Origin of the sequence: Flavobacterium sp., from assembly GCF_040402835.1 — a bacterium.
Classification (GTDB): domain Bacteria; phylum Bacteroidota; class Bacteroidia; order Flavobacteriales; family Flavobacteriaceae; genus Flavobacterium.
Genome location: NZ_JBBALW010000010.1, coordinates 1 through 14,693 on the forward strand (window position 1 = coordinate 1; position 14,693 = coordinate 14,693).

The 14,693-nt window shown below is 32.0% G+C and carries 11 protein-coding genes and 1 tRNA gene; 1 reads left to right on the forward strand and 11 read right to left on the reverse strand.

Annotation, left to right across the window (positions count from 1 at the left end; all coding sequences use genetic code 11):
* Window positions 1-237 precede the first annotated feature (237 nt).
* The 9 genes from AC9UEH_RS04845 to rseP all read right to left on the reverse strand — a co-directional run bounded on the left by AC9UEH_RS04845 (window position 238) and on the right by rseP (window position 9,969).
* On the reverse strand, window positions 238-393 hold the full coding sequence (locus tag AC9UEH_RS04845; protein ID WP_509529052.1) for a hypothetical protein: 156 nt from the start codon (window positions 391-393) through the stop codon (window positions 238-240).
* A 146-nt stretch (window positions 394-539) separates the two neighbouring features.
* A complete protein-coding gene (locus AC9UEH_RS04850; protein ID WP_509529054.1) occupies window positions 540-899 on the reverse strand; it encodes a BlaI/MecI/CopY family transcriptional regulator in 360 nt (119 codons plus the stop codon).
* 249 nt (window positions 900-1,148) lie between these two features.
* Entirely contained in the window at window positions 1,149-1,742 is a 594-nt protein-coding gene (locus AC9UEH_RS04855; protein WP_509529057.1) for an SOUL family heme-binding protein, read from the reverse strand.
* A 163-nt stretch (window positions 1,743-1,905) separates the two neighbouring features.
* On the reverse strand, window positions 1,906-3,042 hold the full coding sequence (locus AC9UEH_RS04860) for a metallophosphoesterase family protein (protein ID WP_509529059.1): 1,137 nt from the start codon (window positions 3,040-3,042) through the stop codon (window positions 1,906-1,908).
* Between the two features lie 132 nt (window positions 3,043-3,174).
* Window positions 3,175-4,584: a hypothetical protein gene (locus tag AC9UEH_RS04865; RefSeq protein ID WP_509529062.1), complete on the reverse strand. Its 1,410-nt coding sequence runs from the start codon at window positions 4,582-4,584 to the stop codon at window positions 3,175-3,177.
* Between the two features lie 33 nt (window positions 4,585-4,617).
* Window positions 4,618-7,404 carry a TonB-dependent receptor gene (locus AC9UEH_RS04870; RefSeq protein WP_509529065.1) on the reverse strand — a complete coding sequence of 929 codons (2,787 nt, stop codon included), beginning with the start codon at window positions 7,402-7,404 and terminating at the stop codon, window positions 4,618-4,620.
* A 411-nt stretch (window positions 7,405-7,815) separates the two neighbouring features.
* Window positions 7,816-8,214, reverse strand: coding sequence for a hypothetical protein (locus AC9UEH_RS04875; RefSeq protein ID WP_509529068.1), 399 nt, complete (start codon window positions 8,212-8,214; stop codon window positions 7,816-7,818).
* Window positions 8,215-8,464: 250 nt separating this feature from the next.
* Window positions 8,465-8,538: transfer RNA gene (locus tag AC9UEH_RS04880), tRNA-Asn, on the reverse strand.
* An 84-nt stretch (window positions 8,539-8,622) separates the two neighbouring features.
* Window positions 8,623-9,969 carry an RIP metalloprotease RseP gene (rseP, locus tag AC9UEH_RS04885; RefSeq protein WP_509529071.1) on the reverse strand — a complete coding sequence of 449 codons (1,347 nt, stop codon included), beginning with the start codon at window positions 9,967-9,969 and terminating at the stop codon, window positions 8,623-8,625.
* Window positions 9,970-10,119: 150 nt separating this feature from the next.
* Between rseP and AC9UEH_RS04890 the strand changes: the two genes are divergently transcribed.
* Window positions 10,120-11,160: a Gfo/Idh/MocA family oxidoreductase gene (locus AC9UEH_RS04890; protein ID WP_509529073.1), complete on the forward strand. Its 1,041-nt coding sequence runs from the start codon at window positions 10,120-10,122 to the stop codon at window positions 11,158-11,160.
* On the opposite strand, the gene AC9UEH_RS04895 is transcribed toward AC9UEH_RS04890, so the two are convergent.
* A complete protein-coding gene (locus AC9UEH_RS04895; protein ID WP_509529075.1) occupies window positions 11,147-13,081 on the reverse strand; it encodes a M1 family metallopeptidase in 1,935 nt (644 codons plus the stop codon). The two genes, AC9UEH_RS04890 and AC9UEH_RS04895, sit on opposite strands and share 14 nt — an antisense overlap.
* A 135-nt stretch (window positions 13,082-13,216) precedes the next feature.
* Window positions 13,217-14,665 carry a G-D-S-L family lipolytic protein gene (locus AC9UEH_RS04900; RefSeq protein WP_509529078.1) on the reverse strand — a complete coding sequence of 483 codons (1,449 nt, stop codon included), beginning with the start codon at window positions 14,663-14,665 and terminating at the stop codon, window positions 13,217-13,219.
* Between the last annotated feature and the right edge of the window lie 28 nt (window positions 14,666-14,693).

Sequence of the window (14,693 nt, forward strand, 5' to 3'; positions counted from 1 at the left end):
ACAAAAATAAGGGATTCTCAGACACTTTTTATTTTTGACTTTCGGATAGCAATGACAATAATGTTTTGTATTTAGTTTGCATTAATAAAAATTCAATATTTTTATTTAATAAAGTTATGGAAACACCAATTCCGATAACTTACCATTTTACACCTGTGTGTATTTAAACTAAATTGTATTTGGCTAATAATTCTAATTTAAGGATTTTTGAATATGCTCCCTTAGTCTTTGTGTAAATTAGTCCAATTTTTGCTGACGATTTACAGTAGCTATTATATCAGAATTTTCACCATCAGGAGATTCTATCAAATCCATTCTAACATAAGTTTGGTCATCTGAATGGTAAAAATAACCTTCTGCTAGAATTTCTTTATTGCCAAGGTATGTTGACATTAATTGGCTTATTCCTTCAAAAAAAGTAAATTATCTAAATACTCCAAAGGGTTATTTTGCTCTTCCATAACTTATAAATATACAATAAATAGAATAGAATAATTAGTCCATTTACCTTTGCAAAATAGAGTAGGAAATTTTCCATACTATTTCTTTTTTTCGATTAAAGCTAAAATTTCTCGCAGTTCCTCAGCTGATATCTTTTCTTCTTCAGCAAAATAGGAAACTAAATTTTTGTACGAACTATTAAAATAATTGGTAATAGCAGTATTCATAAATGCATTTCGATAATCCTCAATAGATACAATAGGGAAGTACTGGTGTGTTTTTCCGAAGGCATTGTATCCTACATACCCTTTTTCTTCAAGATTTCTTACAATTGTAGAAAGTGTATTATAGTGAGGTTTTTCCTCTACAATTTCTTCCATAATGTCTTTTACAAAAGCTTTCTTTAGCTTCCACAAAATGTGCATTATTTCTTCTTCTTTGTTGGTTAGTTTTTGCATGTCTTTAATTTTATAGGGCAAACCTAAAACTATTATTTTAGTTATACAACTATTTTTATAGTTATTTAACTATTTTTTTAGTTTTTAAACTATTTTACTGGGTTTATTCAATTAATCAACCAATGTCTATTGGCGTTTTGATGTTTGGTATAAAGATTGGGTTATGGTCGAGAAATGCAATTTGTTGAAAATTATCGTAAAAAAAGTCCAACATCGCTGCTGGACTTTTGCTCTCGATATTGTAGAAAGTTATAAATTATAGTTAATTAACTCAACTACTACTTCATTTCGTCTATTCATAACTTCATATGGGGAGTTATAGCCTAGAAAAGAAAATTTATTGATAAAATTTAATTTCTCATTTACTAATTCTTTCCTTAAAATAGTCTTGTATTTTTCAATCTTTTCATCGTCTGCCCATCCATTAAAGCGGATAGCAGCAATAATTTTTTCTTCCTCTTTTTCAAAAACTATTTTACTATTTTTAGGATTTGGTAAATTTTTCAAATTATAATTTTTTGGAACCATAAACATCATTTTAGAAGTATCTCCTAATTCCATAACTACAGGTGATGTCATTGCGATTTTTTCATTGGCTTCATTATCTCCAAAAATATAACCAGCCAATATTCTAAAACCCTCACTGGAGCTTTGTTTATAGCCTTTTTTGTTGAGTTTTACACTCGAAAACAAGGCGGCGTCATATTTTCTTATCTCAAACTTGTCAAACTTCTTAATTACTTTGTAACGGTGTTGTTCTGTTTGTTGCGTGCTTCTTGATAAATAAATTTGCGCTATTGCAACTAATAATAATATTGAAATAATAATAATTACTATTTTCATGTGGATAAAATTTTAAGATAATTAGCAAATGTAAACAACTTACATCTAATATTTATTTTTTAATTTAAGTTTATACTTCCCTAGTTTATAATTAGTAACTTTTTCTTTTTGTGCAAACTATGTACAACCTTTTAACCACAAAAATCCGATTTTATTATCGGGTTTATTTTAAACTGAAAGTGGTGCTTTTTCCAAAAACAATGGGACTGTTTGAGTTTTCTAAATTGGTATTCCAAAGACATTCCCGAACTGTTATTATCTTCATCTTCGAGTTAATAGATACAAACTGAAAGGATAGTAATTTCTCATTAGTTCTCGAAAAATTACCTTTCATAGGTGAATCTACCTGAATTATCTTCAAGTTAATATCATTATCAGGGCCATGATATTCAAAATATCTATTTTCATTGTCATTTCCGTGAAAATAGACTTTTATATTCTTATGTAACTTTAAAAAAGAGACAAATTCTCTTTGTTCAATTATACTTTCGTCTTTACTATTTTTCCCGTCTTTAAATTCATCGACCAAAAGATTTTCAAATTTATCATTGCTATTGATGTCGTGATTGCTATTAGGATTTGTAAAATGTTTCGATTCTACCTCTGGTTGATCGTGGGCAAACAAAAGCACGGGTGTTGAACTGCTAACTGATTTTAAGTCATGTTCTAACCAAATACGCTCTTGAGAATCGGGCCAAATATTAATAAATGCAAAATGAATGCCCTGAATATCTCTTGAATAATGGATTTTATCTATTTTATAATTAAATGTTGCTGCAGTTTTAGGCGAATTTGGAAACATATAATTATAAATTTCGACCATTGATGTATTATCAATTGCTGCATTTATTTTAAAATGTCCTATGGCATTAGATACATCATGGTTTCCAGGCAAAAGTAGAAACTGGGTTTTCTCTCCGCTTTTATTTTTTAAAGTGATGCCGTTCAGGTAGGTTTCTACAAATTCATTCCACGATTTTTTTGCATTTTGAATTCCATTTTCTTCCCGATTCGCAATGTCTCCAGTATTTATTAAATAATCTACAGAACGTATAATTTTTCCCGCTTTTACCCCTTTATCATTTGAAAATTTGAGTGTTGGTAATGTATTCATTTTTTCTACCATTGCTTGATTAACAATCTTAGCAGAAACATCAGTATTTCCTCTAAATTCGGGAATAGTTATCCCAAAATGAGGATCTGAAGTATAGATAAATTGCACTATGTCTTTCTCTTTAACTTTACACGAACTGATGCTAATTGTTAAAAAAAGTAATACTATAAATCTCAATAAATTCATATCAGAAAAGTTAACTTGTTACTTATATTTTTAATAAAAATAAAAAAGATTGAATATCTATAAAATTAAAATACCATCTAGGAAATGGACTTTCCTAGATAGTATTTTTAAAAATTTTAAACTTAATATTTCTTAGTTATGTTGGTTTCCTGAACCATCTTTTGGAAAAGCACCTAAATCAACACTTGGAGCTGTGATAGTTGCTTTTAAATACTGATTTGTCAATGTGGCTGTTGCATTTACTGCAGAAAAAGCCGTGTTTCCTTTTCCAATAGCTGGTGAGTCTGCTGCTAAATGAAAGTCATAAGTTCCTTGAAAATTATACAATGACAAACTAGCTACAACTGGAACTGGCAGAGGGAAATTAACAAATTTAGGATTATTTTGACCTACTAACTGTGGTGCAGCATATACTTGACCTAAAGTATAAGTACTTGGAAATCCTGGATAAAATGTTGTTGGATTAGGAATATCTGTAGTTTGAGGAATTGTAGCGTGAGTTACCGGATAAAACTCATTTACAATAGCTGCAGTATCTCCATAACTTAAGTTATTACCATAAAAACAATTAACAAAATCAGCAGCAGGATTTTCTAGTATACGGAATCCTGTTCTACAGTTTACAAAAAGGTTGTTGTACACTTTACCTTTGGCGCCTTGCTCTATATTTGCATTAGCTCCACGATCAGGATCTATACTTCTAAAACCCCCAGAAACATAAGTATTGTTATACATATTTATTTGAGTTTGCACTGTTCCATAAATTCCTTTGTTTGACGCTTTAGTCCCTCCTTTAGCAGTTCCTATGATTAAATTATAAGCCATATCTCCAACAGTTGAGTTTTTTACATTGAAGCAATCGCCATCGTTATAAGCAAGTTTTTCAACGGTATTTCTCATAATGTGAATTTTTCCACCATTGGCACGAACAGCATCTGCAGTAGTTCCATAAATCCAAGAATCTTCTAAAATTAGAATCCCATTAGGGTTTTGAAACAAAATATTGAATAAATTAGCTCCTACAAGGTATCCTTGGCTCGCATTTAAAGCGTCAGCAGTTCCTCCTGCAAAATCTAAATGTGTCCATTTGATATCTAATAAAGAACAAGTAGACTCACATTGAATTCCTCCCCATAATTTTCCGGTTGGCATTAAACCTGGATCAGTATTAGGATCTTGCAATGTCGTCAATTTATACGCACTAGGATTTAAATCTGCTGCTTGTCCAGTAATCCAATTTGGATTTTGTTTTGTTCCCAAAGAAATAAATACTCCTTTTACAATCAGTTCTGCTGCAGGATTTGTTGCTAATAATTTAACACCACTTTGCATAACCAAAGTATCATTCGCATTAATAGTAACTTTTGAATCAAAATAATACGTTTTGCCAGATTCCATTGTTCCTTTTACACTTCCTGAAAGTGTTTGCCCTGTAATAGTTGCTCCTGCTTTAAATTGCGGTGCAGACACTTCATCCTTACTACAAGAAGATAAAGCGATTACTGCTAAAGCAATTAGTCCTAAATTTAATTTGTTTTTCATTGTTTGATTTATTTAAAGGTTAATTGTTAATTATTAAAATTTATACCGCATCCCAAAAGTGAAATTTTGTCCGTACAAATCTTTTTGTACTGTAACTCTATCAGAATCTGTTTGATTTGGTAACGCAAAATTGCCTGTAGTGTAAATGTTTGGTTTCAAGATTTGAACAATTACAGGTGTATTTAAAATATTGGTTATCTTACTATAGAGCGTAAAATATTTAAAAGCTCTTTTTTCTAATGAAAAATCAAGCTGAGACATTCCTTTTTGCCAATAATCTAAATCTTTATAGGGAGAAACCAAGACGATTTTTTCACCTGTATATACATAAGCCAATTGTACATCAAAACCTGTTTTTTGATTTTTATACAATAAAGAAACATTACCAATATGAGGCGATTGCCCTTGCAGTGGTCTTGATTGTGTGGTTACTTCACTAACATAGGAACTATTGTAAAATAATTTGCTCGTTGTGATTTTTGAATTAGTATAAGTGTAATTAGCACTCACTCCATATTTTCCAAAATACTTAGCCATATTTACCTCAACCCCATAATTTGTAGCAGAACCAAAATTTGTTGGCTTTAAAGTTGCACTAGAAGTGCCTGAAAATGAAATTGCAGATTCAATTGGGTTTTGGATATTTTTATAAAAACATCCAATCAATAACTGATCTAATCCTTTTGGGAACAGCTCGTATCTAAAATCAAAGTTAGATGCTGTTGCGTGTTTCAAATCTGGATTTCCACTCAAATTAAAGTCTTCATCCTCAATTTTAAATGGAATATATTCGTAGAAACCAGGTCTATTAATAGCTCCAAAATAGGAAAACCTAAGATTCTCTTTATCATTCAATTTGTATTTAATATGGATACTTGGTAGAATATCGGTATACGTTTTTGATCCAATCGCTCCTGCAATAATTGTTGCATCTTGAGCTGTTTTCCACGTTTGAACTGTGTTTTCTATTCGAAACCCACCTAAAATCGAAAATGCATCATTAAATTGAATATCACTTTGAAAATAATAAGCGGCTATTTTCTCAGTGGCTGCATAATTTAAAGCATTATTTGGACTTCCTTGTGCTGCTGAGTTGCCATTAAAATGAAATTTATCTGGCGTTAAATTACCATCAAATGGAATAGCTTCACCAGTAGGTGACGAATTAGGAATTAAATTATATTCGTCATAATTATTACTTCTAGATTTGCTTCTATAAAGACCCCCAGTGGACAGAACCATTGGTTTGTTGAATAATTCTCTTTTGTATTTTAAATTTAAGTAGCCTGCTTGATCTCTATCCGAGTTATCCATCCAAATTCTGTAAAAAGGAATATTTAAAACTGCAGGTGTAACCGTTTGATTGTGATTGATGTCAAATCCAACACGTTCTACTGTTTGGTATTCAGACCAATCTGGCGTAGCGCTTTTTGCCAATGAATAAACTGCAGACCAATCTAGGTTTAGATGATCATTTAATTTATGTTCCCCTTGTAAAGTACTATTATAAATACTTTGATTGATAAATCTAGAACGGTATAATTTATAAGTGTTTCCTGTACCAACCCCTGATCTTCCAATGGATAAACTAGTATCTATCGATTTTCGATTCTGAGTTTCTTCGGAATTCAAATACACATTATAAAGAATTATTTTATTTCTAGAATTTAAAATAAAATCTAACTTAGTATGTACGCCAAAACGAGTTAGTTCGGTGTTGTACTTTCTAGAATAAAGATCTGTAAACGCTGGAACATTTCCCGGCGCGGGCTGATTTTCTGGTTTAAACCAAGTGCTATTCGACACTTTGTATTGATTTTGATAACTTGTTGCTACGATAACGCCTAGTTTTTTATCTTTCAAAAAACGATTTCCTACAGAAAAGCCAAGACTGGTATTTAACGGTAAAGTTTTTTTAATATAATTAAAGTTTTTATAGGTAAAATCATTGGGTGTAGCAATATAATTAGCGCCATTAATTTGTGCTGGAGATCTACTATTAATTGCTTTATTATCAAAATTTTCATAACCATTTTCTTTAATAAATTGACTGAATCCTGCTGCAATATTTGCGGATATAGTCAATTTGTCTGGAGCATTTTTCATGATTAAATCCATTGCTCCTCCAATGGCATCCCCTTCCATAGCCGGAGTTAATGCTTTAATAACTTCTAATCGTTCCAATAAATCGGCAGGAAACATATCCATTGGAACATACCGAAACTTATCGTCTGGACTTGGGATTTTAATTCCATTTACAAGTGTGTAATTGTACCTTTTATCCATCCCTCTTATTATAGCAAATCTAGCTTCACCAGTACTTGTTCGTTCTAAGGACACACCTGACATTCGTTGCAAAACACCTGCAGTAGTAATATCTGGCAATAATTGAATGGTTTTTGCACTTATGGCGTTTAAAATATTTTGAGAGTTTTTCTCTCTATCCATAGAATATTTTTCTCCTTCTTTATTTTGCTTGAAAGCGATCAAAACTTCATTAAGAGAGGTTTGTTTTTCCTGAATATTGAAATTTAATGATACAACTGAAGAATTTAAAACTACCGTTTTTTCTTGATTAGAAAATCCCATATTGCTACAAACAACTTTATAAGTCCCATCTGGAACATTCTTTATAGAATAACTACCATCAAAGCCAGAATAGCCAAAAAATTTATTTGTTATAAAAACAGTAGCGCCAATTATGGGTTCATTAGTAGTGCTATCAATGACTTTACCTTTTATTTCACCAGCATAAGTTAGGCTGAAAAAAGGAACAAATATAAGTATTATAGATAGTAGAAAATTATTCAAAGTTTGCATCGCTATAATTTTTACAAATTTATAAGTAAGGATGTTGATTAAATAATTATTTACTATAGCTTAATGATTTCATAATTTTAATTGATTCTAAAGAAGATGCTATTTCTAATTTATCTATTTTTTAGTGTAGTTTATTATAATTTAACAGTTTAAATCCTTGTTAATTTTTAACTTTATAATTCTAAATTTTAAATATATTTAACATTTTGTTTACATTTACTCATAAATTTTGAATTCAAAATATGTGTGATTTTAACTATTATCAAACAATGTTCAACTTGTAAAAACAAAAAAACCTTACATTTCTGTAAAGTCTTTTTAAAAAGCTCCCACTCTTGCAGAAAGATGCAACTATAAAGTGATGATTGAGTATGTAACCATCAGGAATTAAATGGTTAAATTTAAAACTGATTAATTTTTAGATACTCCTATTTTCTTTCCCCAATGTCTTAAAGTCAAATCTATCGAAATTCCGAGCATTGCAAAATCTTTAGCTATTGAAAATGAAAAACCATTTATTAAAAAAGATATTGTTGTTAAAAATATTAAACAGGATAAAATAGCGCCATACTTTTCCTTTACAATAAGGAGTATGAAAACAATTAATTCAAAATACCCCAAAAAATAATTGGGTCCCATTGGCCCCAACTTAGTTAGCCAAGAAGTCAATATATTAGTTTCTACCATTTTAAAAATTCCTTCAGGCACACCTTCCCAAACAAAAATTTTCTCCATCCAACCAAATCCTAAAATGATTAAAAGACCTAGTTTGCCATAATTAATTTTATTTAAATATTGATTGATTATCATAATTATTGTGTTAGTTGCTTAAATTATTTTTTAAGTTCAATACCAAAGGTAAGGATTAAATGAGTAACTGCTGATGTTTTAGAAAAAAGGTATTGGGTTGTTGGATAATTAATGTTATCTCAGTCTTTTGATTATTATAAAACAATAAAAAGCATCAATTGACACCATCTAAAATCATAAAACCTTGCTTAAATCTTGCTCATAGAAAAAGGGTTCCAAGAAATAAATCTTGAAACCCTTGTCATTGTTGCTCCCTCTCTTGGGCTCGAACCAAGGACCCTCTGATTAACAGTCAGATGCTCTAACCAACTGAGCTAAGAAGGAAGGCGTATTGCCTTTTAAAGCGGTTGCAAATATAAGGCTAATTATCTTTTTTGCAAATAATTTGAAATAAATTTTCAAAAAATATTACTTCCCTATTATTGCTTTATAAATGTCATTTCCATTTGCAAATAGCAATAACGAGATAAGTAATACAAAACCAACCATTTGAGCATTTTCTAAGAATTTGTCGCTCGGTTTTTTACGGCTAATTATTTCATATATTAAAAAGAGTACGTGCCCTCCGTCCAATGCTGGTATTGGTAATAAATTCATTACTCCAAGCATAATCGATAATAAAGCGGTAATACTCCAAAACGCTTCCCAACTCCATGAAGCAGGGAAAATATCAAATATTGCTTTAAATCCACCCACACCTTTATAGGCGCCAGTACTCGGATTGAATATCATTTGCAATTGTTTTCCATAACCTACAAGTTGACTTTTTCCTCTTTCAATTCCAACTGGAAATGACTCTAAAAAACTATAGTTTTGCTTGCGAATAGGATACAGCCCTAATTTCTCCATGTTATCGTAAGGCAATCTTGCTGCATATTGAATTCCCATTTTTGAACTGTCATTCACAACAATTGAAACCGCAATTTCTTTCCCATCTCTTTTTACAATTGCAGGAATTGTTTTGCCTTTCAACTCTTTTACTGCATCCACAATTTGGTCTGCATATTGAACAGGAACGCCATTAAAATTTGTAATAATATCTTTTTCTTGTACCGCACTTTTATTTGCAGATTTTTCTTCAACGCCAGAAACTATAAAGGGCAAACGAAGTTCAACAACCGATATTTTTTTGCCAGTCATTAATTGATTGATAAAATCAACTGGCAAAACTATTTTTTGTTCTGAACCATTTCTTTCTACAACAACTTCTTTTCCTAAAAGGATTTTTTCGTTTAGCTCATGGAATCTATCGGCTTTAACTCCATCAACAGAAATGATTTTGTCTCCTGTTTTTATGCCTGATTTCTCAATAACAGGATTTGTAATCCAAACACCATCTTTTAAATCACTATTTGAAATGTATAATTCGCCATACGAAAATGTCATTCCGATATAAATTATAAACGCCAAAATGAAATTTACGGTTACACCACCAAGCATAATAATCAATCGTTGCCAAGCTGGTTTCGAACGAAATTCCCATGGTTGTGGTGGCAATGCCATTTGTTCTTTGTCCATACTTTCGTCAATCATTCCCGAAATTTTCACATAACCACCAAGAGGCAACCATCCAATTCCATACTCTGTATCTCCGATTTTCTTTTTAAACAAAGAATATTTTATATCAAAAAATAAGTAGAATTTCTCTACTCTGGTTTTGAATAATTTAGCGGGTATAAAATGTCCTAATTCATGAAGTACAATCAACAATGACAAACTCAATAAAAACTGACCTAATTTGATAGCTATTTCCATTTTTTAATTTTCGTATTTTTAATAACGAACAAAAGTAAGGTTTTCTAGAGTATGTTTTCTATAATATTATGCGGGAGTGTTTTAAATGTTTGTTAATTATTTAAATTTCGTTAAAATGATAGTATTTTTACACCCGTAATAAATTCAAAAATGAGAAAAATTAAAACGGCTTTGCTTTCTTATGGAATGTCTGGAAAGGTATTTCATGCTCCTTTTTTAGAATTGCATCCTGGTTTTGAATTGGTGGGCGCTTGGGAAAGAAGTACTAAATTAATTCAAATAGACTATCCAAATGTAAAAAGTTATCCCACATTTGAAGCACTTTTAGAGGATGATATTGAACTCATTATTGTAAATACGCCAACCGCAACTCATTTTGAATTTGCAAAAAAAGCATTATTAACAGGAAAACATATCGTTGTAGAAAAAGCATTTACCACCACAGTTGCTGAAGCAGAAGAACTAAAACAACTGGCAGAATCTAAAAATTTAAAACTTTCGGTTTTCCAAAATCGCCGTTGGGACAGCGATTTTAAAACTGTAAAAAGCATCCTATCGGAGGGCGTTTTAGGCGACATTGTAGAAGCTGAATTCCATTTTGACAGATACAATACTGTTTTAAGTCCAAAAACACACAAAGAAACAGTCAATTCAGGTTCTGGAATTTTGAAGGATTTAGGGCCGCACTTAATAGACCAAGCTCTTCATTTATTTGGAATGCCAAAAAGTGTTTTTGCCGATATTAGAATTACAAGAAACCACTCTTTAGTTGATGATTATATTGATATTTTGTTTTTTTATACGGATTTTAGAGTCCGATTAAAAGCTGGTTTTTTTGTTAGAGAACCCATTCCTGCGTATGTTATTCATGGCAAAAAAGGGTCTTTCTTGAAACAACGTGGCGATTTGCAAGAAGACGTTTTGAAATTGGGAGAAAAACCGAATGTAATAGCTTGGAAATCAGAAAATGAAGGTTACGAAGGAGTTCTTCACACCGAAACAAATGGCACTGTGATTTACAAAAAAGTTCCTACACTTCTTGGAAATTATTACGACTATTTTGAAGGGGTTTACCAATCAATTATTGCTAATTCTATCGAGCCCGTTACGGCTCAAGACGGAATAAATGTGATGCGAATTATTGAAGCTGCATTAGAAAGTAATTTTCATAAAAAGACTATTCTTTTATAAACTTAAATTGTTTTGTTCCTTTATTTGTTTGTATGCTTAAAAAATGTATTCCTGAAGCAAATGCAGAAATATTCCAATTTCTGTCAGATTTGGTTTCCATTATTTTTTGCCCCAAAACGGTACAAAAAACGGCACTTTCCATTTCAATTCCATCAGGTAAATCAATAGACAGAGCATTTGAAGCTGGATTTGGATAGATTTGGATAGACTGATCAAAGTTGAAATCAGCAGTTGCCAATGTTGCAGTACTTGATTTTGAAATAATATCTTTTTTAGGGTCAAATTGAACTCCGGTTACTGAAAATGGAACGGCAACTGTAAATTGTTCTCCGTTAACAATATTATTCACAACTACATCTTGAGAAAGTCCACCAGCACCTGTTAACCGAATTGGGACTGGCATTTCAAAAAAGGGAACTGATGTGTCGGTGGTTGTTTGATTTACAGTAATTTTTGCTTGACCTACAGTTACGTTTTGAACTGTAATTGTATATTTTGGATACCCTTGATTATAAACCCAATCATTAAAGAATTCGGTTAAACTACTCCCGTAAACGGCCTCTAAATGAGTTTGTAAATTTGTAGTTATTACATATTTATAAGCAAAATTCACATCTGCTAAATAATTTTTTATTCCTTGAAAAAATAGCGCATCGCCAAGTTTAAAACGGAGCATGTTCAAAACCATGGCGCCTTTATTATAAGAAAGTCTGGAGTCAAAGATTCTATTCACATCTAATGATTCAGTTTCTGTTAAATAAACTGCGCCGTTTGGGGACGTTGTAATACTATTTATCATATTGGTTTTTTCGGTAATAAAGGCTGTAGCACCATCAAAATTTTCAATTACCAAAGAAGCTATATAGGTAGCAAAACCTTCATTTAGCCAAATGTCTTTCCAAGTACCACATGTAATTTTATCACCAAACCACTGGTGCGCCATTTCATGCGCTATTAATTGTCGTCCAAAACTTACCATAAATGAAACTGTAGTGTGTTCCATTCCGCCACCCCAGCCAAATTGAGCATGCCCATATTTTTCATTTGAAAATGGATAGGATTCTAAGAGATTGCTATATAAATTTAATATTAATGGTGTTTGAGCAAGTTGAGTTTGCAATGCTGGGGTATTGCTTTCCGGATAAATATAATTGACAATTGGATAAGTAACCCTTGGATTTGCAGCACTTGGCAATTGCGTATAAACATCGTAATTTGTAACAGCCATACAAATTAAGTAAGCCGGAATTGGATAACCATGATGAAAATGAGTAGTTTTTTGAGTTCCGTTAATTACTGGTGCTTCAGGTTCTACACCATTTGAAACACTAATATATTGTGATGGGGCAGTTATATAAACATCAATACTATTAATTTTATCATTTAAATCTTGTTTGCAAGGCCACCAATCTCTAGCTCCAAAGGGCTCTGATAAAGTATAAATAACGGGCGTTGCAGTTGTTCCATGGGTGGTACTGGTAAAGGCAAAAAAACCATTTTGAGGGGGTGCGCCAGAATAAACTATTTCCACAGTGGCTTGCGAACCTGTTAATTGAGTAGCTGGAAGTGTAATTATTAATTCGTTGGTATTTTGAGTAAAAGCAAGATTAGCATTATTTATTTTCACACTACTGGCTGTCAAAGTATTGCTTAAATCGAAAGTAAGCGTATTAATATTTGCTAGAGCAGTGTAGGTAGTCGTTATTTTACCAGTAATATTATATACCGCTGGATTTACCGTAAACTCTAATTTATGATACGTAATATCATAATTTTGAGTATTTGGGTTAACCGATAAATTCATTTGCCTTCCTGCAGATTTCATTTCAGATAAAGCAATTTTGCTGGTTTCAGAAATTGATTCTTGTGCATTTACTGCAATAAAACAAAAAAATAAAACGGTTGCTATAGTGTTCTTCATGATGTTATTATTTCAAGCTAAATTAATTAAATATACAATAGGTTTAAATTAATTTTCAGATAAGATTTTGGTTTTTTAGAAAAAAAAGAGTCCAAAAAATTAATTTTGGACTCTTTCAATTTTATTAAATGCGATTTAATTGATAACTTTTGGGTATAAAATTTCAAAGTCTCTACCGTCTTTTTTCTTCAATGTAGAACCGTATTTTGCGTTAATTGCATCAATAAATAAATTGGTAATTAAAGCATAACCTCTAGGACTTGGATGAACTCCGTCTAGAGAGAAAGCACCGCCAGTTACATAGGTAGAGGTCATTGTATAGGTATTGAATACTACTCCTGTACCACTTGGAGCGGACAATAGGTTCATAACTGATTTAGTGTCTACGAAAGCCAATCCATTAGCAGTTGCTGCAGCTTCAATAACCATATTATAAGAGTCGGTAGCGGCTTTAACTTCAGCAATTTCATCTATTGAAAGTACCCATTTATCTGCTAGCGGAACTGTAACTCCATTAACTTGAGCAGCATTACCACCTACAGTAGTACCAATGATTGATCTTGAAGGTAAAACTAATAAATCTGCGCTAGTTGTTTGTCTGTAGGAAGGCAAACCTAAGGTACTTAAATTAGTTAAATAGCTATCTACTATTACTACTGCGTTTTGACCTGCCGAAAAAACGATTGTTCTTTTAGTTTTTTCAGCGGCTGTAATTAAACCATAACTTTGCGCCAATGCCAATCCACCATTATATTGAGCGTAACCACTATTTAATTGCGTTGCTACTGCTGCGGACAAAGGAACTGGATTATATGGAACTGCAGTGAAATATGGCAATGCAGTTACATAAGGTAAATTTGCCACTACCCCTTTTCTTCCTCCTGTTGAAAGTTGTGCCGCCATTCCATTATAAACTGCTGTAAATGTTGCGGTAGGAGTAAGATCATTACCGTTTACTGCATCTTGAGAAGTTGGAACCCCACCGTTAGTTGCATATCCTAATTCATCATTTCCACCAATCCATAAGGAAAAGAAAGTTGGATTTTGTGCGATAGCGTCACCTAAAACTGTAGCTGTTGGCGAAGACGCAAAACGTCCAAAATAAGGATTTGCACTTGCATAGCCAGCAAAAGTTAAATGATAACTTTTAGCACCAGGAATTCCCATATTATTGAAAGAACCTGTTAATCGTTCAGTAAGTGTATTCGCTGATACCCCAGGAACTGGTGTTGGTGTTGGTGTTCCTGAAGAACTATCTAAATACAATCTTGGTGAAGTAACTTGCGCTCCTCCAGAAGAAAAACCGCCTACATTATCAACTGCCATAAATGGACTTGAGAAAGTACCTCCTCCAGCGGCAGCAAATTGTTGCGCTAGTAAATTTGGATAAGAATTTTCTTGTCCTTTGTGAAATAAGGCATTATCGCTGAAACCTGCGGCAAAAGAGTCTCCTAATGCTACATATTTTGTAAAATTTGCTGAGCCAGAAATTACTGGGATTTCACCACCTGTAGTAGTGTCATCATTAGTACATGCTACAAAGGTTAACGAAACCAATACTAGCCATTTGAAATTTTTTATCATAACGTATGTTTTTTTATATTAATATTAA

Bases quoted from the DNA above. Each gene is read 5' to 3' on its own strand.
- AC9UEH_RS04875 (WP_509529068.1), bottom strand. From the start codon at position 8,214: ATGATAATCAATCAATATTTAAATAAAATTAATTATGGCAAACTAGGT.
- AC9UEH_RS04890 (WP_509529073.1), top strand. From the start codon at position 10,120: ATGAGAAAAATTAAAACGGCTTTGCTTTCTTATGGAATGTCTGGAAAG.
- AC9UEH_RS04855 (WP_509529057.1), bottom strand. From the start codon at position 1,742: ATGAAAATAGTAATTATTATTATTTCAATATTATTATTAGTTGCAATA.
- AC9UEH_RS04900 (WP_509529078.1), bottom strand. From the start codon at position 14,665: ATGATAAAAAATTTCAAATGGCTAGTATTGGTTTCGTTAACCTTTGTA.
- AC9UEH_RS04870 (WP_509529065.1), bottom strand. From the start codon at position 7,404: ATGCAAACTTTGAATAATTTTCTACTATCTATAATACTTATATTTGTT.
- rseP (WP_509529071.1), bottom strand. From the start codon at position 9,969: ATGGAAATAGCTATCAAATTAGGTCAGTTTTTATTGAGTTTGTCATTG.
- AC9UEH_RS04860 (WP_509529059.1), bottom strand. From the start codon at position 3,042: ATGAATTTATTGAGATTTATAGTATTACTTTTTTTAACAATTAGCATC.
- AC9UEH_RS04850 (WP_509529054.1), bottom strand. From the start codon at position 899: ATGCAAAAACTAACCAACAAAGAAGAAGAAATAATGCACATTTTGTGG.
- AC9UEH_RS04895 (WP_509529075.1), bottom strand. From the start codon at position 13,081: ATGAAGAACACTATAGCAACCGTTTTATTTTTTTGTTTTATTGCAGTA.
- AC9UEH_RS04865 (WP_509529062.1), bottom strand. From the start codon at position 4,584: ATGAAAAACAAATTAAATTTAGGACTAATTGCTTTAGCAGTAATCGCT.
- AC9UEH_RS04845 (WP_509529052.1), bottom strand. From the start codon at position 393: ATGTCAACATACCTTGGCAATAAAGAAATTCTAGCAGAAGGTTATTTT.